Genomic DNA, 24,660 nt, shown 5'->3' with positions numbered 1-24,660 from the left:
TCTATCGATGTTACGCGCGGCAGCGCTCCCAGGCTCAGCGCATGCCGCGGTAGGCGCCGCGCAGGCGGTCGAGGCGCTCGCGCTGCTCGTAGGTGGCGCCGAGAGTGATGAGCAGCAGGCCGGTGCCGCCGAACAGCAGCAGGAGCATCCAGACGGGCAGGCCGATGCGCAGCAGCTCGTTGACCGTGGCGATGATCGTCACCGCCGAGCCGACCGCGACCGGGGCCTTCTGCTGGCGGACGGCGCCGATCGCGACGGTGATGACCCCGGCGAGGATCAGCAGGACGCGGCGCAGCTCCGGGGAGTTCTCGTTGGCGACCGCGAGGGCGAGGCTCGGCGCGAAGCCGGCGACCAGCGCCGGGCCGTAGGCGAGCCAGCTGCCCAGCTCGGGGCGGCGGCGGATCTCCAGCAGCCCGGTGATGAGCGCGAGGACCGCGAACGGCAGCGTGTACGCCTCGATCACGGCCACCTTGACCGTGATGAGCAGCAGCCAGATCGCGATCAGCTCGGCGACGGACGCGGCGATGATGAGCACGACGCGCTGCTGGCCGCTGCGGCCCTTGCGGGCGGCGGACAGGCCGAGGACCGCGCCGAGGGCGGTGAGGGCGGCGGCGGTGTGCGCCGCGGAGCCGAGCGTGAGCAGGACCGCGACGACCGCGCCGGCATACCCGGCCGCCTCGACCGTCATCGCCTCCCGGTTGATGCTGTTGCTGGGCCGTAGGCGCGGCAGCGCGGCGCCGAGCACCAGCAGCATCGTCGCGACGATCAGCAGCGGGAAGGCGCACTGCTTCAGCGGCAGGCCGGCGGCGAGCCCGGCGGCGAGGGCGAAGCCCTGCGCGGTCGACGCGGCGACGTGCCAGCCGAGCATGCGGCCGTTGGGTGTGCGCCCCCAGACGCCGGCGACCGTGCCGACGATGACCGAGCCGGCGAGCCAGGTCAGCGTCTGCTGCTTGGTGGCGAGGCTGCCCGCGCCGCCGGCGCCGGCGGCCAGGACGGCGATGACGAAGACCAGCCGGCGGGCGTTGATGAGCATCCGGCCGTCGGAGCTGTCGGCCTCCGGCGGCACGGTCAGCGCCAGGCCGAGACCCGCGATCGTGGCGACCAGCAGCGCCGCCGTCGGCTGCCACGGCCACGGCGCGTGCAGCGCCGCCGGGGCGATGAGCAGGGTCAGCGCGGCGCTCGGCACGACGATCGCGACGGCGCGGCCCGCCACGGCCTGGCCGGAGCCGCCGAGGCCGACCGCCATCAGCGCGCCGGCGATGGTCAGCAGCGCGGCGGCGAGCACGTGGGTGCCGTTGCCCGCGTAGCGGCCGAGGTCACCGAGGTCGGACGCGGTCTGCGCGGTGCCCGTCCACGGTTTCTGGATCCACTTGTACGGCCCGGCGAGCGCCGCGTACACCGCCGGCGCCACGAACACCACGACGATGAGGGCGGGCAGCCCCGCCGCGGCGGCGACCCCCAGGGTGTAGCCCCGCGGCGCGCGGACCTGCCGCCAGCGACCGGCGGGCGCGCCGGAGTTGTCGGGGCGGAAGCCGGAGGACGGTACCCATTCGACGCTGCGCTGCCAGGTGACCCGCAGCAGCTCGGCGAGGACCCCGAGCAGCGCCGCGATCGCGGCGTAGACGGCCGCGCCGTCGCGCTGGACGAGCAGCGCGACGACGGCCGTGGTGGTCGCGCCGCCGGCGACGCCGACGGTCACGTACGGCAGGTATCCGGGTGCCTGCTGGGCGCCGGTCGCGGCGGCGGCGAGGCCGACGGCGCTGGTCGCGAGCGCGGCGATGAGGATCGTGCTGATGCGGTCGGGGTGCAGGCCACCGGCGGCCGCGGCGGCGGCACCGGCGAACGCGAACAGGGCGGCGGCCACGCCCGACCCGCCGACGAGGGTGAGCGGGCCGTCGAGGGTTGCCCCGGCGGATCGCGGTGGCCCTGGCGAACCCGGCGACGCACACGCCGCTGATCGCGAGCGCGACCAGGGTGCCGGCGGTCGCGCCGGGCCGCACGAGGCTCGCGCCGGCGGCGAACATGCCGGCGACCAGGGCCGCGCCGAGCCGCGTGTAGGCGGCGCGCCAGCTCTTCGCGGTGGCGGCCCAGGCGCCGATCCCGGTGGCCGCGATCCAGCCGATGACCATCGGGGACTGCCAGCCGAGGCCGAGGCCGACGGGCGCGCCGATGGCGGCGAGGGCGGCCGTCGCGGACGCGGTGTCTTCGCCGTAGGGCTGCGGCAGCGCGATCGCGGCCGCCCCGGCGAGCAGCAGCAGCGCGATCGGGACCTGCCAGCCGTACGTGGCGAGCTGCTGCGCGTTGGTGAGCCAGTGCTCGTCGAGCACCGCCCGCCACGGCGGGTCGGCGGCGCGGATCACCCCGACGGCGCCGACGACGGACATGGTGCCCGCGTACACGCCGGTGCAGACGCCGACGGTGGCGGCGCCGGCCACCGGGCCGCGACGCCACTCGTCGGGGAGGCTGCGGGCGGCGACCGCGACCGCGAACACCAGCAGCGCGAGGGTCACGACCTCGATGCCGTCGGAGGCGAGGGACACGGCCCTGGCCACGGCGCCGATCCCGGCGATCGTCACGGCGGCGGCCGCGGCGTCGGCCCCGGTGAAGTCGGCGCCGAACGTCTGCCGGTCGTCCATCCGCGGCGCCGCCCACAGCATGATCGCGGCGATCACCATCAGCAGGCCGATCACCAGGTCGATGGTGGTGGCGCCCGGGGCGCGCAGGACCGCGATCCCGACCGCGACGGCGCCGGCGGTCGCGCCGACCAGCAGCGGCGGGCTCTGCGCGCCCCGGGCGACCTGGGTGATCGCGGCGTATCCGAGGGTCACGGCGAGTGCGAGGAAGCTCATCACCAGCACGACGGTCGCGCCGCCGGGCAGGTCGCCGAAGAGGATCGCGGCGCCGGCCGCGGCCGCGCCGGGCAGCGCGAACAGCGCACCGCCGGCGGCGGCGTCGGACACCCGGCGGGTGACGAAGTCGCCCTCCGCGTCGGCGCGGTGCGGCCGTGGCAGCAGCGCGATGGCCGCGCCGGCGATGGCGATCGCGACGAGGGTCAGGGCGGTCGCGGACGGCCGGGCGAGGCTGGCGGCGGCCGCGTACAGGCCGAGGACCAGGGCGGCGCCGAGGCAGACCCAGGCGGTGTGGGCCTCGGGGACCCGCATGGCCAGGGCACCGGCGATGACCGCACCGGCGACCGCGAGGGCCGGGATCATCAGCCAGCTCAGGCCGAACGCGGCGGGCGCGACGAGCAGCAGCAGGGTGGCGCCGATGACGGCGACGTCGGGGCGGAAGCGCTCCGGTGGCGGCACCGTGACGACCGTGCCGCCGCCGCTGCGCGCCTCCCGGCGGGGCTCTGCCCGCAGGTCCGCCGGGGCGGGGCGGGCGCCGGTGGGTGACTCGGGCCGGGGTCGTCCCAGACGCCGGTGCGCGGCCCGCTCTCCGCGCCGCCCAGCGGGCCGGGCCACAGCCCGGGCGGCGGAGCCGGCTGCGGGCGGACGTCGGCGGAGCGGCGGCCGAACACGGCGCCGAGGCGTGTGCCCGGCCAGGAGCCGGAGCCGAGCGGCACGTCGACCGGCTCGGTGCGCCCGCTGAGCATGAGGACGCCGGCCGCGGTCAGCAGCAGCACGGCGAGGACGGACTGCCAGCCGTCGGGTCCGACGGCGTTGTCGACGTCCGTGCGGTACGCCGTGAGGTCCGCCTTCCACACCGGCCACGCGGCGTCCAGCGGCGCGACGATCGCGGGCAGGACGGTGACCACGAGCAGCAGGGTGGTGGCGGCGGTCGCGACAGAGACCGCGTAGCGGGGCCCGCGGCGGGCGTCGCCGGGCAGGAACGGCACGCCGGCCGCGGCGAGCGCCACGGCGAGGGCGAGGAACAGCAGGGTGGAGCCGGGGAACGCGACGGCGCCGACCCGGGCGAACGCGGCGATGACGGCGACGGTGGCGATGCCGGAGGCGATGTCGGGCACGGCGCCGCGGCGCCAGGACAGCGACCCGGCGACGCCGATCGCGGCGGCGACGAGAGTGACGGCGGCGGCGCGGACGGTCTCGCCGAGGGCCTCGGTGGTGGCGAGGGCGGCGGCGGCGCACAGCAGGGCCGCGCCGAACGTGATCGCGAACAGCACCCAGGCCGCGTCCCGCATGAGGGTGTCGGCGAACCGGTCGGTCTGCAGGGTGTGCGCCGCCTCGGCGCCGGCCGGGTGCTGCTGCCCGTCCGGCCCGGTGACCGGGGCGGGCTCGCGCTGCTCGATGCGGCGGCGGACGGACTGGCCGAGCGCGATGCCGAACCCGAGGTCGATCAGCGCCACCCCGGACAGCGCGAGGGACCAGCCGGCGGGGCCGCGGATGACGTCGTAGGCGAGCAGCGGCAGGACCGGCTGCAGGGCGAGGAGGGTGGCGTACCGCGAGGCGATGAGGTGGCTCTGCATGCTGTACACGGCCGCGATGCCGGCGGTGGCGGCGCAGACGATGCCCATGTACAGGGTGATCTCGAGCTGGTCGACGCCCAGCAGCCCCTCGGAGCGCAGGACGTAGCCGTCGAGCAGGACGAGCAGCAGCGCGACCGAGGCGACGGTCTCCGCGGTGGCGGTGAGGCCGCGGCGGACCAGCATCAGCGGCAGGGCGAGGGCGCCGGCGGTGATCAGCGCGAGCAGGACGACCCGCCCGACGGTGCCGATCGTGCCGAACGCGTCGGTGGTGAGCACGATCGCGGCGCCGGCGAGGAGCAGGCCGCCGAGGGCGAGGACCGACGCCTGCATGCTGGAGGTGGTCGCCTCGGGCTCGTCGACCGGGGCGTGCGGGCCGGGGCCGCCGGGCGGGCGGCGCATCTGTGGCAGCGCCGCGATCCGGGGGCGCAGCGGCGCCGCCACGGCCCGGCGCTCCTGCGTCGATCCCGCCAGCGCCGCTTCCTGCTCCTGTGGCGCCCTCGGCGAGTACACCTGCTGCTCTTGCGGTGCTCTCAGATCTTCGGTCTGCCGCGCGGCGGCGGTGCTCTCGACCTTCGCGCTGCGCCCGAGCCGGGGCCGCCGGGTGCGGCCGGACTGCTCCTGATCGATGGACTGGCGGACCTTGCGGCGCAGGGAGTCGCGCTGCGCGGAGGCGTGGGCGAGCTGGCGGCGCAGCTTCTGGCTGTCGTCGGTCAGGTCGCGTTTCTTCTGCTCCAGCGACGCGACGGTGCGCTGGAACAGGGCGAGCGCGGCGGCGTCGGGGTCGTGCGGGCGGCCGCAGTCGCGGCAGCCGGTGGCCTCACTGGCCGGGCCACCGCACGCCGGGCACGGATACGTCTCCACGCGACTCCTCCCCCCGGGCCACAGCCGGGGGCGACCGCGCGTGCGGCCACCCCCGGCTGTTGACGCCCTACTGGGAAGAATGCCTTGTTTCGACGTGTCGCGAAAGCGAAGCGCCCGTTCGGGAGTTTCCGTCGCTTAAGCGACGACCGGCTTTCCCATGCCGCGGTACTCCCAGCCGGCGGCGACCCACACGGACTGGTCGAGGCAGTTTCGCCCGTCGATGACCCGCCGGGCCGCGACGAGCTCGTTGAGCGCGTTGGGGTCCGTGTTGCGGAACTCCTCCCACTCCGTCAGCACGCAGACGAGGTCGGCGCCGGTGACGGCGTCGGTGAGGGTCTTGGCGTAGGTCACCTCGTCGACGTCGTTGCGGGCGTTGTCCATGCCCTCGGGGTCGTAGACGGTGACCTCGGCGCCGGAGCGGGACAGCTTGCGGACCACCGACAGGGCCGGCGAGTCGCGCACGTCGTCGGAGTTGGGCTTGAAGGTCGCGCCGAGCACGGTGATCCGGGTGCCGGCCAGGTCCGGGCCGGCCGGGCCGTAGCCGCGGTTGAGCAGCTCGGCGGACAGCTGCACGATCTTCTGCCGGCGGCGCTGGTTGATCAGGTCGACCTCGTGCAGGAAGCGCAGCGCCTCGCCGACGCCCAGCTCCTGGGCCCGGGCCTGGAACGCGCGGATGTCCTTGGGCAGGCAGCCGCCGCCGAAGCCGACGCCGGCGCGGAGGAACTTGTTGCCGATGCGGGCGTCGTAGCCGATCGAGCGGGCGAGCTGCGTCACATCCGCGCCGGCGGCCTCGCAGACCTCCGCCATCGCGTTGATGAACGAGATCTTGGTGGCGAGGAAGGCGTTGGCGGCGACCTTGACCAGCTCGGCCGTGGCGAAGTCGGTGACGACGACAGGGACCTCGCGGTCCTCGGTGAGCGCCAGGTCGAACACGCCCTTGTGGGCGGCGTAGAGCATGCCGGTGGCCCACTCGCTCTTCACGCCGAAGATGATCCGGTTGGGGCGCAGCACGTCCTCGACGGCGACGCCCTCCTGCAGGAACTCGGGGCTCCACGCGACCTCGACGCCGAGCTCGGCGGGGGTGTGGCGGCGCACCAGCTGCTCGATCCACTCGGCGGTGCCGACCGGGACGGTCGACTTGCCGGCGATCAGCGCCTTGCGCTTGAGCAGCGGCGCGAGGTTGGTGACGGCGCTCTCGACGTGGGAGAGGTCGGCGGCCATGCCGTCGGGGCGCTGCGGGGTGCCCACACAGATGAAGTGGACGTCGCCGAACTCGGCGACCTCCTCCCAGGAGGTGGTGAAGCGCAGCCGGCCGGCGGAGAGGTTCTTGCGGAGCAGCTCGTCGAGGCCGGGCTCGTGGATCGGCACGTCGCCGCCGGCCAGCTTGGCGATCTTCGCCTCGTCGACGTCGAAGCCGAGCACCTCATAGCCCAGCTCGGCGAAGCAGATGGCGTAGGTTGCGCCAAGATAGCCGGTGCCGAGGAATGTCAGCCGCGGGCGGGGTGCGCCGGAGGGCGCGGCTGCTACGGGTGGGGTGCTCGGGTACGCGATGGTCACGCCTGTATCTCCGCTCTTTCCCGTTTCCGCAAACGCCCCGCATTCTGGACATTTGTGGCGTATAGGGCTGGGTGTTGCCGACGTTGCTCCGGCGAGAGTAGTCCCTCGTCGCCGACCGCGCCTTCGGCTCCATGGTTACTCGTCGGTATGCTCACTCTCGGAGGCGCCTGAACGGCGGTTCAGGACATTTCGGGTCGAGGGGGCGTCGTGTTCGAGGTCTATCAATTGCCGGAGGAGCATCTCGCGATCCGTGAGGCGGTGCGCGCGGTGTGTGACGGAAAAGTGGCGCCGAACGCCGCCGCCGCAGACGAGAACAGCGAGTTCCCGCAGGCCTCCTACGACGCGCTGCGGGCCGCCGACTTCCACGCCCCGCACATCCCTGAGGAGTACGGCGGCGCCGGCGCCGACGCCCTCGCGACCGCCATCGTCATCGAGGAGGTCGCCCGGGCCTGCGCGTCCTCGTCGCTGATCCCCGCCGTCAACAAGCTCGGCACCATGCCGCTGCTGATCGCCGCCTCCGCCTCGCTGAAGCAACGCTACCTGCCGGCGGTCGCCTCCGGCGACGCGATGTTCTCCTACTGCCTGTCCGAGCCCGACGCCGGCAGCGACGCTGCCGGCATGAAGACCCGCGCCGTCCTGGACGGCGACACGTACGTCCTCAACGGCGTCAAGCGGTGGATCACCAACGCCGGGATCAGCGAGTACTACACGGTGTTCGCGGTCACCGACCCGGCCGCCCGCTCCCGCGGCATCTCCGCCTTCGTCGTCGAGAAGTCCGACGAGGGGGTCAGCTTCGGCGCCCCGGAGAAGAAGCTCGGCATCAAGGGCTCCCCCACCCGCGAGGTGTACCTCGACAACGTGCGCATCCCGGCGGACCGCATGATCGGCGAGCCGGGCACCGGCTTCGGCACCGCCATGCAGACCCTGGACCACACCCGCGTCACGATCGCCGCACAGGCCCTCGGCATCGCCCAGGGCGCCCTGGACTTCGCCCTCGGCTACGTGCAGGAGCGCAAGCAGTTCGGCAAGGCGATCGCCGACTTCCAGGGCATCCAGTTCATGCTCGCCGACATGGGCATGCAGCTCGAGGCAGCCCGCCAGCTCACCTACGCCGCCGCCGCCAAGTCCGAGCGCGGCGACAAGGACCTCACCTACTTCGGCGCCGCCGCGAAGTGCTTCGCCTCCGACGCCGCCATGCGGATCACCACCGACGCGGTGCAGCTGCTGGGCGGCTACGGGTACACCAAGGACTTCCCCCTGGAGCGCATGATGCGCGACGCGAAGATCACCCAGATCTACGAGGGCACCAACCAGGTCCAACGCATCGTCATGGCACGGCAGCTGCTGCAGGGCTAGGCTCCCGCACCTGTGGCGCGGATTCTGGTGACCGGCCTGCCGTTCGTCGGGCATGTGGGGCCGATGGCGGCGGTCGCCGCCGAGCTGGCCCGCCGCGGGCACGACGTGACCGGGCACACCGGCGCGAAGTACCGCGGGCGCTTCGAGGCGGCCGGCGCGCGGTGGCTGCCCTGGAAGGCCGCGCAGGACTACGACGACGCCCGGCTCGCCGACACGTTCCCGCGGGTCGGCAACGGCAAGGGGATCAAGGCCAACTTCGCCAACTTCACCGACGTGCTCATCGGCACCGCCGCAGGGCAGGCCGCGGACATCATCGCGGCGGCCCCGTTCGACCTCATCGTGAGCGACCAGCTGGCGTTCGGCGGCGCGCTGGCCGGGGAGCGCCTCGGGGTGCCGTGGGCGACCGTCGCGGTGATCCCGCTGACCCTCGCCAGCCGCGACCTGCCGCCGCCGGGGGTGCCGGTGCGGATGTCGACCGGCCGGGCCGCGCGCTGGCGCAACGCGCTGCTGTGGCAGCCGGTGCTGCTGGCGAACCGCCTGGCGATCGAGCCGCGCCTCGGCCGGATCCGCGCGGCGACCGGGCTCGGGCGCGCCGCCGTGCGCGGCCCCGACGGGATGTACTCGCCGCACCTCGTCCTGGCACAGGGCGCCCCCGGCCTCGAATACCCCCGCAGCGACCTGCCGGCACACGTGCACTACGTCGGCCGGCTCGCGCCGCCGGCCGCCGCTCCGGCGAGCGGCCCGCGTGGTGGCCGGACCTGGCCGCGGCGCGCGCCGAGGGCGGCCGGTCGTGCACGTCACCCAGGGCACCCTCGACGTCGACCCGGCCGACCTGCTCCGGCCCGCCCTCGAAGGCCTGGCCGACGCCCCCGTGCTGGTCGTCGCCACCACCGGCGGCGCACCCGCCGACGTCCTCGGCCCGCTGCCGGGCAACGCGCGGGCGGCGGCGTTCCTGCCGCACGACGAGCTGCTGCCGCTCGTCGACGTGGTCGTCTCCAACGCCGGCTGGGGCGGGACCCTGGCCGCGCTGACGGCCGGGGTGCCGATGGTCGTGGCGGGCGCGACCCTCGACAAGCCCGAGGTAGCCCGCCGGGTCGCCTGGTCCGGTGCCGGGATCGACCTGCGCACGGGCACACCCCGGCCGGCTCAGGTGCGCGCCGCCGTCACCCGGGTCCTCGCCGAGCCGCGGATGCGGCAGCGGGCCGGTGAGGTGGGCGCGGCCCTGACCGCCGCCGGCGGCGTCCCGAAGGCCGCGGACCTGGTGGAGGAGCTGCTCCACCGGGCCTGACCCCGCACACCCCGGCGCCTGGTCGTCGTGTCCGACCGCCACGGTCCTGTGCCTCTCCTGCCGGGGGATCTCCCGGGCAGACCGCTGCGAGGCCATGCCGATATCCGCGGTCCGCGATGCGGCAGCGACCGCTGCAAGGCCGGCGGCCGGGTCAGCCGCCGGGGCCGTCCGGTGGCGGGCCGCCCCAGCGCCACCCGTCCAGCGCCTGGCTGAACTCGCCGCGGGCCCGCTCGGGCAGCAGGTCGGCGAAGAGCGCCTTGGGCAGCGGGCGCGGCTCGGCCGGGACGATGTCGATGACGAGCGGCCGGACGCGGGCCTTGCGGTACGCGGCGAGCTTGTGGTGCCCGTCGAGCAGGTAGCGCCCCGCGCCGCCGGGCGGCCCGACCGCGACCAGCGCCGGCCGGATGCCCCTGGCGATCCTGGCCCGGTGCTCCTCGACGGTGCCCAGCCCCGGGGCCGGCCAGCGATCGGTGGCGAGGATGTAGTCGTCATCGTCCCGGTAGCCGGAATACCAGGCGAACCAGTCCGCCTCGACCCGGTCGAACACCGTGACCGCCAGCGACATCGTCCGGGCCGACACCAGGTACCGCCCGTTGCAGAACAACCGCAGCAGCGGCAGCAGCGGCTCCACCCGCAGCCCGTGGACCCGGTCCAGCGGCGCCGCGCCGCGGCGGCCCCGCTCCACCCGCAGCCCGGGCTCCGCCAGCCAGTCCCGCAGCGCGCCGAGCTCCGCCGGCCGCGGCGCGTCCCATCCGGCGTCCCCGGCCCGCGCCGCCAGCTCGCCGACACTGCCGTGGCAGTCGTAGGCGTGCACCCATACCGGCGCCCCGGACAGGTACAGCACGCTGGCCGCGTCGTTGCCGAGCACCTCGACCACACCGAGCCCGTCGGTGACGTCGACCGTCAACGGCTCGGCGGGCGTCATCGCACCATGATGGACCACGATGCAGGCTCACGGCGCGGCGGTCCTGAGCAGGTCGGTGGTGGCCGCGGCGAGGCGGGCGGCGGCGGCCGGGTCCAGGGTCGGCAGGTCGAGCGGGACCGGCCGGCCGCGGTCCACGGCGGTGAGCGGGGCCGCCGGCGGGGTGTCGATCCAGTCGGCGACCGGGCGCACGGACTCGGCGACCGGCCTGGCCGCGACCGCCGCCAGCGCGCGGATCGTCAGGCGCAGCGGGGCCGGCAGCGGGCCGAGGTCGCCGCTGCGGGTGAAGCCGGGGTGGTAGAGCACGTAGCGGGCCCGGGAGCCCGAGGTCGCGGCGAAGTCCACGCCCAGCAGGTCGTTGGCCCGGCCCGCCTGCAGCTGGGCGGTGATCATGCGGTACCGGCGGCGCAGCTGGAGATCGTCCCACTGGATCGAACCCTTGGTGGTGCCGACGCCGGCCACGTTGACGATGACCGGGGCGGGCGCGCGGTCCAGGGCGGGTCGCAGGCCGTGACTGAGCAGGTGGCGGCTGAGGTAGTACAGCGCGAACGTCGCCTCCAGGCCGTCCACCGTGGAGATCCGGGAGGGGGCCTGGCGGTTGGCGAACAGTGCCAGGGCGTCCACGACCGGCCAGCGCTCGAGGATCACCCCGATGACGCGCCTGGTCTCGGCGATCGAGGTGAGGTCGGCCCGCAGGAACGTGACCGCGTCGCCCAGCGCCCGTCCCTTCGCCGGGTCGCTGCCGATCGCGACGACCTGGTCGCCGCGGGCGAGACGGGCGAGCGCGAGGGCGCGGCCCATGCCGTTGGTGCCACCGCTGATGACCGTCACGCGCACGCTGTCCCCCTGGTTACGATCGGTGTGTACCCCCATCGTCGGTAACCGCCACGGAACGCGGAAGAAGGCAGTTGCATGTCGGCAACGAACACCGGTGTGCCCTCCATGCTCAGCCACCGCCTGCCGGACCCCGTCCCGGCGGACGAATACGAGCAGTGCCCGGTGACCGACGTCCTGCGCCGGGTCGGCGACAAGTGGACGGTGCTCGTGGTGGTCCTGCTCGGGCAGCGGCCGTTCCGGTTCAACGAGCTGCACCGCGGCATCCAGGGCATCAGCCAGCGCATGCTGACCCGGACCCTGCGCGGCCTGGAGACCGACGGGCTGGTCCTGCGCACGGTGCATCCGACGGTGCCGCCGAGTGTGGAGTACCGGCTGACCCCGCTGGGCGGGAGCCTGCTCCACCCGCTGTCGGCCCTCGCCGACTGGGCCGTCACCCACCAGCCGCAGATCGCCTCGGCCCGGCGGTCAGCGCAACCCTGACCCGGTCAGGCCGTGCGGACCTGGACGTCCTCGTCGCGGGCGTCCTGGGGCAGGCCGGTCACGTCGGCCATCAGGGCCACGGTCTGCTCCAGGGCCGAGTCCTGCCCGACGACGCGCTCGCCGGCGAAGCCCAGCAGGTCGCGGGTCCGGTACCAGCCGCGCATGTCCTCGACCGTGAACTGGCCGGCCTGCGGGCGGGACGCGTGCCGGCGCGCCGTCTCCTCGAAGCTCACGTCGAGGTAGAAGCACCAGCTGCCGCCGCGGTGCGCCCGCCACAGGCCGGCGAGCATCGGGGCGTAGCGGTCCGTCACGAGGATGCCTTCGAGGATCACGTGGTAGTGGTTGTCCAGGGCGAACCGGACGACCTGCGCGATCAGGTCGGGGGCGAGGCCGCCCGGCAGGTCCCGCTCCAGCAGCACGATCCGGCGCAGGTGGTCCTGCTCGACCAGCGCGCAACCGCGGCCGTGCCGGCGGCGCAGCTCACGGGCGACGCTGCTCTTGCCGGAGCCGGAGTTGCCCCGCACCACGATCAGCTTGGTCTCTGGATGCCCGGTCGGTGGCATTGCCCCATGGTCGCAGCGCGGACGCGCCACGAGCGGCCACCCGCCGGTGTGTCGCGGTGCCGGGGCTGCCACCGGCGGGTGGCCGTGGGCGATGCCTCGGCTCGCGTCCGGTGGTCAGTTCGCCGGGACGACGTCCTTGGGCCGGTCGACGTGGACGGCCACGCCGTAGTCGGACAGCTCGATGGTGGCGTGGAAGGAGCCGGTGTCGAGGCGGCCCTTCGCCGTCGACTGCCAGGTGCCGGAAAGCGTCACCGACGCGATCCTGCCGTCGGCGTTAAGGGTGACGTCGCCCGCGGTGGTCGAGGAGCCCTGACTGCCCTGGGTCACGTAGTCGAAGTGCAGGGTGCCGTCGGGGTTCTGCGTGATGGTCGCGTTCGCCTGCTGCAGGGCCTTGAACAGCGCGGCCGGATCGGGTGCCGCCGCGCCCAGCACCGTGCCGGAGTCGCCGTAGAGGGACAGGTGCTCATGCTTGCCCGGGTACTGGCCGTACCGGCCGTACGTCTCGCCCGGGCCCTTGTCCGCCGGCAGCGGGGTGAGCGGCGGTTCGCCACCCATGTACCGCACGCCGTCGATCATCAGCTCGACGGTGACCGAGTCGTCCTGCGGGCAGCGGACGTAGCCGGTGGCGGTCAGCGGGTCGAAGGCACCCTCGCACGTGCGGGTCGCCGGGCCCGTCGCGCTGCCCGTGGCCACCTTCATCCGGTAGCTGATGTTGTCGCTGGCGGCGGCCGCCTTCGACAGCCGCAGCGAGGCCGGGTCCTCGGCCTGCACGGCGGGCCGGTCCTTCGCGGTCCCGCCCCCGCCGCCGGCGGTGAGCCCCACCGCGAGGACACCGGCGAGGCCGGCCACGCCCAGGGCGTACCCGGTGCGGATCACCGCGGTGCGGCGGTGGTGCCGGCGGGCCGCCCGCGCGACGACGGCACCGTCGACGGCGATGTCCGCGACGTGCGCGCGCATGCCGGCCGCGAGCTGCGTTTCAAGGTCGATGCTCATCGCTGCGCTCCACTGGAGAGGGGAAATGGCTGGAGGTCCCAGGTGGCGGTGAGCTCGCGGAGCCGGGACAGGCCCCGCGAGGCGGTGGACTTGACGGTGCCGACGGAGCAGCCGAGGACCTCGGCCGCCTCGGCCTCGCTGAGCTGCTCCCAGTACCGCAGGACCAGCACCGCGCGCTGCCGCGGCGGCAGCTGGGCGAGGGCCTGCATCAGCGCCTGCCGCAGCGCGACGGCGTCGGCCGCGTCGGGCTGCCCCTGCGGCTCCGCGTGCGTGAACACCTCGGGCCGTCGCCGGCGCAGCCGCCACTGGTCGACGGCGAGGTGGTACATGGTGCGCCGCAGGTACCGTTCGCGGTCCTCGCGGACCCGGCCCCACGAGCGCATCAGCCGTTCCAGGGCGCCCTGCAACAGGTCCTCCCCCGCCGCGCGGCTGCCGGTGAGCAGCACCGCCGTGGCGAGCAGCGAACTGCCGCGCTCCGCGACGAGGGCGTCCAGCCCATCGAAGCTGCGTTTCCAGAACACGGGCTCTCCTTTCGTCGCGGTCAAGACGACGGCACCACGCGGAAGGTTGAGTGCCCCGCCGAGAAACCCCTGGCGCCCGTCAGGTAGGGTTAAGGCACGACGCGGGGTGGAGCAGCTCGGTAGCTCGCTGGGCTCATAACCCAGAGGTCGCAGGTTCAAATCCTGTCCCCGCTACGGACCTTGGCGGCCCCTGCTTCGCGGCGGGGGCCGCTTGCCGTTGAGGTTCTCCGCGTTCTTCGCGCTCGCTTCGCTTCGCTCCCCAGTGGGGGAGCTTTGCTCCACCCACACCCCCTCAACGGCGTCGGTGGCTGGGGTTGGCGTCGGTGGCTGGCTCAACGGCGTCGGTGGCTGGGGTTGGCGTCGGTGGCTGGCTCAACGGCGTCGGTGGCTGGGGTTGGCGTCGGTGGCTGGCTCAACGGCGTCGGTGGCTGGGGTTGGCGTCGGTGGCTGGGGTTGGCGTCGGTGGGGGCGGCTGGGAATGGTCCGGTCCGGACATGAAGAAGCTCACGCCGCCCGGGTGGGGTGCGTGAGCTCTTGCTGTGTCACGGGGGGCCGGCACCTAGGGGTGCCGGCGGGGCGTGACGGTCAGACGGGGCGGATGTTCGCGGCCTGGGGGCCCTTGGCGCCCTGGGTCACCTCGAACTCGACCCGCTGGTTCTCCTCCAGGCTGCGGAAGCCGCCCGTGGCGATGGCGGAGTAGTGCGCGAACAGGTCCGCGCCGCCGCCGTCCGGCGTGATGAATCCGAAGCCCTTTTCAGCGTTGAACCACTTCACGGTACCGACAGTCATCTGCTGCTCCTCGCAGGTTGATGGCACCCACACCGCGTGGGGGCCGTGTCGCTGCGGCTGAAATCCTCATCCCAAGACAGGGCTGGAACGCAAAAAAGCGCCCAGGGTATCTGATACCCACCCAGGCGCTGGCAAAGTATGCGGAAACCAAAACTGCAACACTTTGACTCTACCACGGCAAAAGCCGCCTACCGGCCAGAACGAGGGAACCGGACGAGGACCGATCCGCCCGGCGGGTGTACCGTGGCCCAGGAAGGTCCGGCCGTTTTCCATCCCTGGCGCCGAGCCCGCCGACGAAAGGTGGGCGCGGTGAACACGTCCTTTGGCCTGTTGAGCACATACCCGCCGACCCAGTGTGGCGTTGCCGCGTTCGCGGGGGCGCTCGGCACTGCGCTGTCCGCCGCACCCGGCGTCGACCGGGTCGGCGTCGTGCGGGTCGTCGACTCGCCGACGTTCACGGACCGGCCCGAGGTGATCGCACACCTCCAGGCCAACGCGGCCGGCTCGTCCGAGGTCGCCGCCGCCGCGCTGGACCGGCACGACGTGGTGATCGTCAACCATGAGTACGGCATCTATGACGGCAACGACGGCGACGGTGTGCTGGACCTGCTGCACCGGCTCCGCTCGCCCAGCATCATCGTGCTGCACACGGTGAAGCGCCGGCCGACCCCGCACCAGCAGTGGATCCTGGAGACCGTGGCCTCGCTCGCCGGCGCCGTGGTCATCACCACCGAGTCGGCCAGGAAGCGCCTGCACGAGACGTACACGGTCGACCCGGCCAAGGTGCACGTCATCCCGCACGGCGCCCTGGTGCAGCCGGCGATCCGCACGGTCAGCTCCTCCGGCGAGCCCATGGTCCTCACCTGGGGCCTGCTCGGCCCGGGCAAGGGCGTCGAGTGGGCGATCGTCGGCATGCGCGAGGTGCGGCACCTCTCGCCGCGCCCGCGGTACGTGATCTCCGGCCAGACGCACCCGAAGGTCCTCGCCGAGGAGGGCGAGTCCTACCGGCTGGGCCTGTACAAGAAGGTCCGGGCGTTCGGCGTGGCGGACCTGGTCAGGTTCGAGCGCTCCTACGCCGACCCGTCGGCGCTCGCCCGCCTGGTCGACCGCGCCGACGTGGTGGTCCTGCCGTACGACACGACCGAGCAGGTCTCCTCCGGGGTGCTGCACGAGGCGGTCGCGGCGGGCAAGCCCGTCATCGCGACCCCGTTCCCGCACGCGGTGGAGCTGCTCGGCACCGGCGCGGGCCTGCTCGTGCCGCACCGCGACGGCGCCGCGATCGGTGCCGCGCTCAAGCGGCTGCTCACCGATCCGGACCTGGTGGCGGGCATGCGCGCCGAGGCGCTGCGGCGCACCGCCGGCGCCGACTGGGACACCATCGCCACGCGGTACACCGCCCTCGCGACGGTCCTGCAGGACGCCACCTCCAAGGCCTGACGGCCCTTCCACGGCACCGCCCTCCGGGGCGGTGCCGTGGGTGTTTCTTCCGTGAACGCTCCCGGAAATGCTGCGGAGCGAGCGGTGTGAGTGAATCCTTGACACGGGTCGATGGCCGATCTGAGACTGGGAGCGTTCACGGAACAACACCCCCGAAGGAGTTCCTGTGCGCCGAAGTCCCCGCCTTGCCGCCCTGCTGGGCATGCTCCTGCTGGGCGCCGCCGCCCCAGTGCTCATCCCGGCCGCGCCCGCCGCAGCGGCCACCACCCTCACCATGCGCGGCGCGGACGTCTCGTCCCTGCGGCGCAGCCTCGACCTGGGCGCCAAGTACTACAACGCGTCCGGAGCCCAGGCCGATCCGCTCGACATCCTCAAGTCGGCCGGCGTCAACTACGCGCGGCTGCGCATCTGGAACAACCCCGCCAGCGGCTACAACAACCTGGCGAAGGTGCTGCTCGACGCGCAGAAGGTCAAGTCCAAGGGGCTCGCCCTGATGGTCGACTTCCACTACTCCGACACCTGGGCCGACCCCGGCAAGCAGTACAAGCCTGCCGCCTGGGCCAGCCACAACATCGGCACCCTGCAGTCCGACGTCTACAACTACACCTACCAGGTCTGCACCGCGCTCAAGAACCAGGGCACCACGCCCGACAGCATCCAGATCGGCAACGAGATCAACGTCGGCATGCTGTGGAACGAGGGCAAGGTCATCAACAACGACTTCACCAACGTGAGCCTGCTGCTCAAGTCCGGCTACAACGCGGTCAAGGCCTGCAACAGCGGCACGAAGGTCATCATCCACACGGCGAACGCCGACAACGTCGACCACGCCCGCTGGTTCTACGACGGCATCAAGGCCAAGGGCGTCACGTGGGACATCACCGGGCTGTCCTACTACTGCATGTGGCACGGTGACCTGGCCAACCTGTACTACGTGATCGGCGACACCAGGTCCCGCTACGGCAAGCCGGTCGTCCTCGCCGAGACCGCGTACCCGTTCACGTCTGCGAACGCGGACTCCGAGTCGAACTCGGTGAGCGGATCCCAGCCCTGCAGCGGCTACCCCGCGTCGTGGGCCGGCCAGGCGACCAACTTCACCCACGTGCAGAACACCGCCCGCAACGCCGGCGCGATCGGGGTCTTCTACTGGGAGCCCACCTGGTACGCGATCCCCGGCAACGGCTGGAACCCGGCGAACATCAACGGCACCGGCAACCAGTGGGACAACATGGCGATCTTCAACTGGACCGGGCAGGTCAACCCGAACGTGGTCTGGACCCCGTAGCGGGCTCCAGGCAGACGGCGGCGGTGGCGCGCTGGATCAGGGCCAGGTCGGTCTGGGCCGCCAGCGCGTCACCGGTCGTCGCCGGGTCACGCAGCTCCACGAAGGCCAGGTCGAGGTTGAGCTGCGCGAGGGTCGCCCGGGTCAGCGGGCCGGCGTGGCTGCCGCTGGGCGTGCGCACCCCGCCGACGAGCACGACCACGGTCGCCCGGTTGACGACCGCCGCCGCGACGGCGGGCACCGGCGTGACCACGGTCAGCCCGCGCACGTCGTCGAGCAGCCCGGCCAGGCCGATCGCCGCGGCTCCGCCCGAGACGCCGATCGCCATCCCGGGCGTGACCATCGCCGCCGCCTCTTCCAGCGTGACCATCCGCCGCGCCACGTAGACGTCCCCGTCCGGTGGCGGCGGCGGGATCACCGGGTCGGCCGCGAGGACCGCGGGGCGGGAACCCCCCCCACCTGGTGCGACGCCACGGTCCGCGGCGCCGTGCGCACCTCGGTGCGCACGGCCGTGCGGGCGTCGGTCCGGACCGCGACCGCGCCGCCGTGCACCCGGCGCACCAGGCCCTGGTCGGCGAGTGCCGACAGGTCGCGGCGGATCGTCGGGATGGACACCTCGAAGCGGTCGCTCAGCTCGCGGAGGCTGACGCCGCCCTGCTCCCGGGCGTCGGCGAGGATCTGGGCGCGGCGCAGGTCGCCGAGCACGTCACCCCTCCTCGATCACAGCGACGGCGCCGGCCTCGACGGTGACGCCCTGGACGTCGGCCGGGGCCGTGCCGTGGTTGATCGCCAGGAGGAACGGCGGCCGGCGCACCACCTCGACCGTGTCCGGCAGGTCGGGCCGTGCGTCCAGCCCGGCACCCTCGTACACCTGCCGCATCAGCCGCCCGAGAGCGCTGTCGGCGAGGCGGGTGGAGACATACCAGGCGGTCCCGCGCCCGTGGGTGTGCCGCGTGACGGCGGGGCGGCCCGGCGCCGGACCGTCCACGTAGTGCAGCACCGTCTCCGCGCCGGTGAGGACGACGTCCTCGGCCCAGACGTCGGAGGTGGAGCCGTCGCTGAGCTCGACCCGCTCCCCTGCGCGCAGCGGCAGGAACTCCTCGACGGTGAGCCCGAGCAGGTCCCGCAGCGCACCCGGATACGGCCCGTCGGGCACGGTGTCGTTGGCGTCGACCACGCCGGAGAAGTAGGACACCAGCAGCGTCCCGCCGTCGGACACGTAGGCGTCGAGGTTCTTCGCGGCGGCCTCGGTCGTCAGGTAGAGCGTCGGCGCCACGACGAGGCGGTAGCGGGCGAGGTCGGCCTCGGGGTGCACGAAGTCGACGGTCAGGTGGTCGCGCCACAGCTGCCCGTAGTAGGCCTCGACGCGCTCCCGGAAGCGCAGGTCAACCGACGGGCGCCACTCCAGCTCGAGGGCCCACCACGACTCCCAGTCCCAGACGACCGCGACGTCGGCCGCGACCCGGGTGCCGCGCAGCGCGCCGAGGCCGGCCAGGCGGGCGCCGAGCTCGGTGACCTCGCGCCAGATCCTGGTGCCGGTGCCGGCCTGCGGCAGCATCGCCGAGTGGAACTTCTCGGCGCCGAAACGCGAGGCCCGCCACTGGAAGAACAGCACCCCGTCCGCGCCGCGGGCGACGTGGGACAGGCTGTTGCGGGCCAGCTCGCCGGGGCGCTTGGCGATGTTGCGGGGCTGCCAGTTGACCGCGCTGGTCGAGTGCTCCATCAGCAGCCAGGGCGCGCCGCCGGCGAGGCTGCGGGTGAGGTCCGCGCACATGGCCAGCTCGACGTGCCGGTCCTCGCGGGCGGCGTCCAGGTAGTGGTCGTTGGCGACGATGTCGACCTCGCCGGCCCACTTCCAGTAGTCCAGCCACTTGCAGTTGGCGATCATGAAGTTGGTCGTGATCGGTACGCCGGGAGAGTGCCTGCGCAGGGCGTCGCGCTCCCGCCGGTAGTTGGCCAGGTGCGTGTCGGAGCAGAAGCGCAGGTAGTCCAGCTGCTGGGCAGGGTTGACGGCGGTGGGCGCGACCCTCGGCGGCTCGATCTGCGCCCAGTCGCCGTAGCGCTGGCCCCAGAACGTGGTGCCCCACGCGGCGTTGAGGGTCGCCAGGTCGCCGTGCCGGTCGCGCAGCCAGTCGCGGAAGGCGGCCGCACACGTGTCGCAGTAGCAGTGCGGGTTGACCCCGGCGAACTCGTTGTGCACGTGCCACAGCGCGACGGCGGGGTGCTCGCCGTAGCGCCGGCCGAGCTGCTCGGCGACGGCGGCGGACGCGCGGGCGTAGTCGGGGGAACTCGGGCAGAAGCTCTGCCGGCCGCCCTGTCCGAGGGCGTGCCCGGCGCGGTCGACGAGCCGGGCGCCGGGGTGGCGGTGCGCGAACCAGGGCGGCGGCGCCGCGGTCGGCGTGGCCAGGTCGACCCGGATCCCGGCGCCGTGCAGCAGGTCCAGGGCGCGGTCGAGCCACTCGAACGTGTAGCGGCCCTCGTCCGGCTCGATCAGGGCCCAGCTGAAGATCCCGACGCTGACCAGGTTGACGCCCGCGACCCGCATGAGCTCGACGTCCTGCGCCCAGATCTCCTCGGGCCACTGCTCCGGGGCGTAGTCACCGCCGTAGGCGATCGCGTCCAGCCCTCGTGGATACGGCCACCCTAATGGCCGCGGCTGCTCCGCTTGCGCCATCAACTGCTCCTTACCGTGAACGTTCCCAGACCCCGTTGTGGTCAAGTATCGCATGTTCTACCGGTCGGATTCAGGTTGGCGCAATGTCTTGACACCGTGCATAGCACGGCCAAAACTGTGAGCGCTCACGGTCGTTCACCCCCGTCAACCGACGACGATCGCAGTTGGAGACCTCATGAAGCCGAAGATCCGCGCATTCCTGCTCGCGGCCACGGCCGGCACACTCCTGCTCTCCTCGGCCTGCAGCTCCGGTGGCGACGACGCCACCGAGTCGGCCAAGGATCAGAACAAGAAGGTCGAGCTGACCTTCTGGTCCTGGGTGCCCGGCATCGACAAGGTCGTGGCGCAGTGGAACACCGCCCACCCCGACATCCACGTCACGGTCAGCAAGCAGGCCCAGGGCGACGAGGAGGTCACGAAGGTCCTCACCGCCAACAAGGCCGGCAACCCGCCGGACCTCTTCCAGGCCGAGTACCAGGCGCTGCCGACCCTGGTCAGCAACGGCGCCGCGGCCGACCTCACCAAGCACGTCGGCGACGCCAAGTCGAAGTTCGCGCCCGGCGTGTGGAGCACGATCACGCTCGGCACCGACGCGGTCTACGCGATCCCGCAGGACTCCGGGCCGATGATGCTCTACTACCGCGCCGACCTGTTCAAGGACATGGGCCTGACGGTCCCCAAGACCTGGGAGGAGTTCGGCCAGGTCGCCAAGCAGGTGAAGCAGAAGGACCCGAAGCGCCGCCTCACCACGTTCTCCGCCGCCGACCCCGGCTGGTTCGCCGGTCTCGCCCAGCAGGCCGGCGCCCAGTGGTTCGGCGTCAGCGGCGACACCTGGTCGGTGCACGTCGACGACCCGGCCACGAAGAAGCTCGCCGACTACTGGAGCGGCCTCGTCGCCTCCGGTGACGTCGACAGCCAGCCGATGTACACCCCCGAATGGAACAAGGCCCTCAACGACGGCACCCTGATCGCCTGGCCGAGCGCGGTCTGGGGACCCGGCGTCCTGACCGGCAACGCACCCGACACGGCGGGCAAGTGGGCCATCGCCGAGCTGCCGCAGTGGACCGCCGGCGAGCACAAGACCGGCAGCTGGGGCGGCTCCTCGACCGCCGTCGCCGCCAAGAGCAAGCACATCGCGCAGGCCACCCAGTTCGCCGTGTGGCTCAACACCGACCCCGCCGCCGTCACCGGCCTGATCACCGAGGGCGGCATCTACCCGGCCGCCACCGCCGCGCAGTCCGGCGGCGCCCTGGCCAAGCCGCCGGCGTTCTTCAGCAACCAGCCCGAGTTCTACACCCTCGCCCAGCAGTTCGCGGGCACCGCGGCCGGCGTGACGTGGGGCCCCAACGTCAACGTCACCTACGCCACGTACAAGGACGCCTTCGCCAAGGCCATCACGGGCAAGACCGCCTTCGGTCCGGCCGTGGACCAGATGCAGAAGGCCACCGTCGACGACCTGAAGAAGAACGGCTTCAAGGTCTCGGGATGACACGACGTTCGGTGCGTACGGCGCCCGCCCGGGTGCCGTACGCCTTCCTCACCCCGGCCATCGTGCTCTTCGCCGTCTTCATGGTCGTGCCCATCGGGTACACCGTCTACCTGTCGCTGCGCCGGGTGAAGGTGTCCGGGCTGGGGCTCGGCGCGGCGGCCCGCAAGGAGTCCTTCGCCGGCCTGGCCAACTACCGGGCCGTGCTGGACGACGCCGAGTTCTGGCGCAGCGCGCTGCGGGTGCTGATCTACGGCGGACTGCTGGTGCCGACGATGCTCGGCCTCGCGCTGCTCTTCGCGTTGCTGCTGGACCTGCCGAGGGCCAGGGCGCGGCGCGTCTGGAGGATCGCGATCTTCCTGCCCTACGCGGTGCCGGCGGTGATCGCCAGCCTGATGTGGGGGTTCATGTACCTGCCGTCCGTCGGCCCCGGCCAGTGGCTGCTGGTCCAGGCCGGCGGCGACCCGGTGAACCTGCTCGGCCCCACCAGCATCTACTTCTCGGTCGCGAACATCGCCGTGTGGGGCGGCACCGGGTTCAACATGATCGTGCTCTACACCGCGCTGCGGGCCGTCCCGACCGAGATGTACGAGGCGGCCCGCATCGACGGCGCCACCGAGGCACAGATCGCCTGGCGGATCAAGATCCCGATGCTCACGCCGGCGCTGATCATGACCTTCGTTTTCTCCCTCATCGCCACCCTGCAGGTGTTCAGCGAACCCACGACCCTGCGGCCGCTGACGAACGCCCTCCCGTCGAACTGGACCCCGCTGATGAAGATCTACCAGGACGCGTTCGCCCGCGACGACATCCACTCGGCGGCCGCCGCCTCGGTCGTGCTCGCCCTGGTCACGCTGCTGTTCTCGTTCGGCTTTCTGCAACTGGTCCAGCGTCGCGCGTTCGGGGCGGAGCAGTGAACCCGGGCCGCCGCCCCTCCTGGGTGTCCACGGCGGTGCTGCTGGTCGGGGCGCTCTACTGCCTGCTGCCGCTCGTCTGGGTGATCACCGCCGCCTCGAAGACCAACGCGGAACTCTTCCACAGCTTCACGCTCGCGCCCGGCACCGCGCTGATCGACAACATCAGCGAGCTGTCGAGCTACCAGTCCGGCATGTACTGGCGGTGGATCGCGAACACCGCCCTCTACGCCGGCGTGGGCGCGCTGCTGTCGACCGCCGTGTCCGGGCTCACCGGGTACACCCTGGCGAAGTACCGCTTCCCGGGCCGCTCGACGGTCTTCAACGTCCTGCTCGCCGGGGTACTGGTGCCGGCCGTGGTCCTCGCCATCCCGCAGTACCTGCTGCTGGCGAAGTTCCAGCTCACCGACAGCTACCTGTCGGTGCTGCTGCCCAGCGTGCTGAGCCCCTACGGCATCTACCTCGCCCGCATCTACGCCGCCGCGGCGGTGCCCGACTCGCTCATCGAGGCGGCCCGCACCGACGGCGCCGGCGACCTGCGGATCTTCGCCAGCATCGCGGTGCCGTCGATGATCCCCGGCCTGGTCACGGTGTTCCTGTTCCAGTTCGTCGCGATCTGGAACAACTTCCTGCTCCCCTTCATCATGCTCACGTCCGACGACCGCTTCCCCGTCACCGTCGGGCTCTACACGATGCTCAACCAGGGCAACACCACGCCCGCGCTCTACACCCTGGTCGTCACCGGGGCGCTGCTGTCGATCCTGCCGCTGGTGGTGCTCTTCCTGACGCTGCAGCGGTACTGGCGGGTCGACCTGCTGTCCGGAGCGGTCAAAGGCTGAGGCCGGGACATCCTGGTGCAGAATGTCGTCGTGCCCGAACCACGTCGCCGCCCCGCCCGCCGTCCCACCATCAACGACGTGGCGGCGGCGGCCGGGGTGTCCCGGGGCACCGTGTCCCGGGTCCTCAACGGCGGCCATGACGTCAGCGACGCCGCGCAGGAAGCGGTCGAGCGCGCCATGCGCAAGACCGGCTACGTGGTGAACCAGCACGCCAGAAGCCTCGTCACGCAGCGCTCGCAGTCGGTCGCGTTCATCCTGTCCGAGCCGCAGGACCGGCTGTTCGAGGACCCCAACTTCAACGTCCTGCTGCACGGCTGCACCCAGGCACTCGCCAAGCACGACATCACGCTGCTGCTGACCCTCGCCAGCAGCCTCGAGGACCGCAAGCGCCTCGGCCGGTACCTGACCGGCGGGCACGTCGACGGCGCCCTGCTCGTCTCCACGCACAGCGGCAACCCGCTCATCCCCGAGCTGCTCAGCCGCGGCCTGCCCGTCGTCGCCTGCGGCAAGCCCATCGGCTACGAGCGGCAGGCCGCCTACGTCGCCGCCGACGACCGCGACGGCGCCAACCAGATGGTCACCTACCTGCGCTCCACCGGCCGCCGCCGGATCGCCACGATCACCGGCCCCCTCGACACCCCCGGCGGCATCGAGCGGCTCGCCGGCTACCGCGAGGCGCTCGGCGAGTCCGACCCGGCCCTGATCGCGCACGGCGACTACACCCGGGCCGGCGGCGAGGCCGCGATGCGGCGCCTGCTGGAGCAGGCGCCCGAACTCGACGCGGTCTTCGTGGCCTCCGACCTGATGGCCGCCGGCGCGATCACGTCGCTGCAGCTGGCGGGCAAGCGCATCCCCGACGACGTCGCCGTCGGCGGCTTCGACGACAGTCAGGTCGCCCTGACGACCCAGCCGCCGCTGACGACGGTGCGCCAGTCGTATCCCCGCATCAGCGCCGAGATGGTCCGGCTGCTGCTGAGCCTCATCGACGGCGAGAGCCCGGCCGCCGTCATCGTCCCCACCGAACTCGTCGTGCGAGAGTCCGCTTAGCACTCCAGGATGTCCCGGAGCGCTTCGAGGTCGGCCCGGACCGCGGCGCAGTCCCGGTCGAACTCCTCGTCGGTCATCTCCGGCTGCCGGTGCACGCTGAAGACGACCTCGCTGCCGTCGCCGTCGGCCGTCACCCGCATCGGGTTGTAGAACGTCTGCCCCGACGGCACCGTGACGTGGTGGTCCATGACGCCGAACGGATTGTCCGGCGCCCAGTCCAGCAGGATGCGGCCCATGTCCGAGTCGGCGACCCACTGCCCGTCGACCCGCTCGACGGATTTGAGCAGGCCGGGCGCCCACGCAGGCAGGTTCACCGGATTCGACGCGTAGGCATAGACGTCCGCCGCCGAGCGGTTGATGTGGGTACTGACATGCCGCGACACCATGG

24 protein-coding genes and 1 tRNA gene are annotated in these 24,660 nt (G+C 72.9%); 10 read left to right on the top strand and 15 right to left on the bottom strand.

The annotated features are described in order from the left end of the window. Positions 1-34: 34 nt before the first annotated feature. The 4 genes from OHA72_RS14310 to OHA72_RS14295 all read right to left on the bottom strand — a co-directional run bounded on the left by OHA72_RS14310 (position 35) and on the right by OHA72_RS14295 (position 6,844). On the bottom strand, positions 35-1,420 hold the full coding sequence (locus OHA72_RS14310; protein ID WP_327008313.1) for an SCO7613 C-terminal domain-containing membrane protein: 1,386 nt from the start codon (positions 1,418-1,420) through the stop codon (positions 35-37). Continuing rightward, positions 1,317-3,308, bottom strand: a complete 1,992-nt coding sequence (locus OHA72_RS14305; protein ID WP_327008312.1) for a hypothetical protein — start codon at positions 3,306-3,308, stop codon at positions 1,317-1,319. Before OHA72_RS14305 ends, OHA72_RS14310 begins: the two co-directional genes overlap by 104 nt. Then, entirely contained in the window at positions 3,221-5,287 is a 2,067-nt protein-coding gene (locus tag OHA72_RS14300) for a hypothetical protein (RefSeq protein WP_327008311.1), read from the bottom strand. The genes OHA72_RS14305 and OHA72_RS14300 overlap by 88 nt, the downstream gene beginning before the upstream one ends. Before the next feature lie 135 nt (positions 5,288-5,422). Continuing rightward, positions 5,423-6,844, bottom strand: coding sequence for a UDP-glucose dehydrogenase family protein (locus OHA72_RS14295; protein ID WP_327008310.1), 1,422 nt, complete (start codon positions 6,842-6,844; stop codon positions 5,423-5,425). Between the two features lie 207 nt (positions 6,845-7,051). Between OHA72_RS14295 and OHA72_RS14290 the strand changes: the two genes are divergently transcribed. After that, entirely contained in the window at positions 7,052-8,200 is a 1,149-nt protein-coding gene (locus OHA72_RS14290; protein WP_327008309.1) for an acyl-CoA dehydrogenase family protein, read from the top strand. 188 nt (positions 8,201-8,388) lie between these two features. On the opposite strand, the gene OHA72_RS14285 is transcribed toward OHA72_RS14290, so the two are convergent. Next, positions 8,389-8,700 carry a hypothetical protein gene (locus OHA72_RS14285; RefSeq protein WP_327008308.1) on the bottom strand — a complete coding sequence of 104 codons (312 nt, stop codon included), beginning with the start codon at positions 8,698-8,700 and terminating at the stop codon, positions 8,389-8,391. Positions 8,701-8,990: 290 nt separating this feature from the next. Between OHA72_RS14285 and OHA72_RS14280 the strand changes: the two genes are divergently transcribed. Further along, on the top strand, positions 8,991-9,488 hold the full coding sequence (locus tag OHA72_RS14280) for a glycosyltransferase (RefSeq protein ID WP_327008307.1): 498 nt from the start codon (positions 8,991-8,993) through the stop codon (positions 9,486-9,488). Positions 9,489-9,639: 151 nt separating this feature from the next. Here the strand turns inward: OHA72_RS14280 and OHA72_RS14275 are convergent, their stop codons facing one another. Both OHA72_RS14275 and OHA72_RS14270 read right to left on the bottom strand, forming a co-directional pair. Beyond that, positions 9,640-10,413 carry a hypothetical protein gene (locus OHA72_RS14275; protein ID WP_327008306.1) on the bottom strand — a complete coding sequence of 258 codons (774 nt, stop codon included), beginning with the start codon at positions 10,411-10,413 and terminating at the stop codon, positions 9,640-9,642. A 27-nt stretch (positions 10,414-10,440) separates the two neighbouring features. After that, complete coding sequence (locus OHA72_RS14270; RefSeq protein ID WP_327008305.1) at positions 10,441-11,241, bottom strand: SDR family NAD(P)-dependent oxidoreductase; 801 nt, start codon at positions 11,239-11,241, stop codon at positions 10,441-10,443. An 81-nt stretch (positions 11,242-11,322) separates the two neighbouring features. On the opposite strand from OHA72_RS14270, the gene OHA72_RS14265 reads away from it, so the two are divergent. After that, a complete protein-coding gene (locus OHA72_RS14265) occupies positions 11,323-11,727 on the top strand; it encodes a winged helix-turn-helix transcriptional regulator (RefSeq protein ID WP_327008304.1) in 405 nt (134 codons plus the stop codon). Between the two features lie 5 nt (positions 11,728-11,732). Here the strand turns inward: OHA72_RS14265 and OHA72_RS14260 are convergent, their stop codons facing one another. From OHA72_RS14260 to OHA72_RS14250, 3 genes are all read right to left on the bottom strand, one after another. Then, a complete protein-coding gene (locus OHA72_RS14260; RefSeq protein ID WP_327008303.1) occupies positions 11,733-12,290 on the bottom strand; it encodes a kinase in 558 nt (185 codons plus the stop codon). 114 nt (positions 12,291-12,404) lie between these two features. Beyond that, entirely contained in the window at positions 12,405-13,283 is an 879-nt protein-coding gene (locus tag OHA72_RS14255; protein ID WP_327008302.1) for a hypothetical protein, read from the bottom strand. After that, positions 13,280-13,804, bottom strand: a complete 525-nt coding sequence (locus OHA72_RS14250; RefSeq protein WP_327008301.1) for a SigE family RNA polymerase sigma factor — start codon at positions 13,802-13,804, stop codon at positions 13,280-13,282. Before OHA72_RS14250 ends, OHA72_RS14255 begins: the two co-directional genes overlap by 4 nt. Positions 13,805-13,904: 100 nt before the next feature. Between OHA72_RS14250 and OHA72_RS14245 the strand changes: the two genes are divergently transcribed. Then, positions 13,905-13,978 (top strand) — tRNA-Met (locus tag OHA72_RS14245). Between the two features lie 411 nt (positions 13,979-14,389). On the opposite strand, the gene OHA72_RS14240 is transcribed toward OHA72_RS14245, so the two are convergent. After that, positions 14,390-14,593: a cold-shock protein gene (locus OHA72_RS14240; RefSeq protein ID WP_327008300.1), complete on the bottom strand. Its 204-nt coding sequence runs from the start codon at positions 14,591-14,593 to the stop codon at positions 14,390-14,392. A 309-nt stretch (positions 14,594-14,902) separates the two neighbouring features. On the opposite strand from OHA72_RS14240, the gene OHA72_RS14235 reads away from it, so the two are divergent. After that, positions 14,903-16,030 (top strand): glycosyltransferase, encoded by a 1,128-nt coding sequence (locus tag OHA72_RS14235; protein WP_327008299.1) that lies wholly within the window; start codon positions 14,903-14,905, stop codon positions 16,028-16,030. Positions 16,031-16,232: 202 nt separating this feature from the next. Continuing rightward, the gene (locus OHA72_RS14230; RefSeq protein ID WP_327011558.1) at positions 16,233-17,315 is read left to right on the top strand and encodes a glycoside hydrolase family 53 protein; all 1,083 of its coding nucleotides are present in this window, start codon (positions 16,233-16,235) and stop codon (positions 17,313-17,315) included. Here OHA72_RS14230 and OHA72_RS14225 read toward each other — a convergent pair. Genes OHA72_RS14225 through OHA72_RS14215 form a run of 3 tightly spaced genes read right to left on the bottom strand, consistent with a single transcriptional unit; the run spans position 17,287 to position 19,986 of the window. Then, positions 17,287-17,694, bottom strand: a complete 408-nt coding sequence (locus tag OHA72_RS14225; RefSeq protein ID WP_327008298.1) for a hypothetical protein — start codon at positions 17,692-17,694, stop codon at positions 17,287-17,289. The two genes, OHA72_RS14230 and OHA72_RS14225, sit on opposite strands and share 29 nt — an antisense overlap. Before the next feature lie 32 nt (positions 17,695-17,726). After that, positions 17,727-18,017, bottom strand: a complete 291-nt coding sequence (locus OHA72_RS14220) for a DeoR family transcriptional regulator (RefSeq protein ID WP_327008297.1) — start codon at positions 18,015-18,017, stop codon at positions 17,727-17,729. 1 nt (position 18,018) lies between these two features. Further along, on the bottom strand, positions 18,019-19,986 hold the full coding sequence (locus OHA72_RS14215; RefSeq protein ID WP_327008296.1) for a beta-galactosidase: 1,968 nt from the start codon (positions 19,984-19,986) through the stop codon (positions 18,019-18,021). Between the two features lie 175 nt (positions 19,987-20,161). Between OHA72_RS14215 and OHA72_RS14210 the strand changes: the two genes are divergently transcribed. From OHA72_RS14210 to OHA72_RS14195, 4 genes are read left to right on the top strand one after another with little or no spacing between them, the layout of a single operon-like run. Then, on the top strand, positions 20,162-21,475 hold the full coding sequence (locus tag OHA72_RS14210) for an ABC transporter substrate-binding protein (RefSeq protein WP_327008295.1): 1,314 nt from the start codon (positions 20,162-20,164) through the stop codon (positions 21,473-21,475). Next, positions 21,472-22,389, top strand: a complete 918-nt coding sequence (locus tag OHA72_RS14205; protein WP_327008294.1) for a carbohydrate ABC transporter permease — start codon at positions 21,472-21,474, stop codon at positions 22,387-22,389. Before OHA72_RS14210 ends, OHA72_RS14205 begins: the two co-directional genes overlap by 4 nt. After that, positions 22,386-23,225: a carbohydrate ABC transporter permease gene (locus OHA72_RS14200; RefSeq protein WP_327008293.1), complete on the top strand. Its 840-nt coding sequence runs from the start codon at positions 22,386-22,388 to the stop codon at positions 23,223-23,225. The genes OHA72_RS14205 and OHA72_RS14200 overlap by 4 nt, the downstream gene beginning before the upstream one ends. A 30-nt stretch (positions 23,226-23,255) precedes the next feature. After that, a complete protein-coding gene (locus tag OHA72_RS14195) occupies positions 23,256-24,272 on the top strand; it encodes a LacI family DNA-binding transcriptional regulator (protein WP_327008292.1) in 1,017 nt (338 codons plus the stop codon). Here OHA72_RS14195 and OHA72_RS14190 read toward each other — a convergent pair. Continuing rightward, positions 24,269-24,658, bottom strand: coding sequence for an SRPBCC family protein (locus OHA72_RS14190; RefSeq protein ID WP_327008291.1), 390 nt, complete (start codon positions 24,656-24,658; stop codon positions 24,269-24,271). The genes OHA72_RS14195 and OHA72_RS14190 overlap by 4 nt on opposite strands. Positions 24,659-24,660: the final 2 nt, after the last annotated feature.

The sequence above is a fragment of the Dactylosporangium sp. NBC_01737 genome (genome assembly GCF_035963215.1).
In the GTDB taxonomy this organism is placed as follows: Bacteria; Actinomycetota; Actinomycetes; order Mycobacteriales; family Micromonosporaceae; genus Dactylosporangium.
Note: the sequence above shows the minus strand (reverse complement) of the source record. Positions and strands in the feature narration are given on the sequence as shown.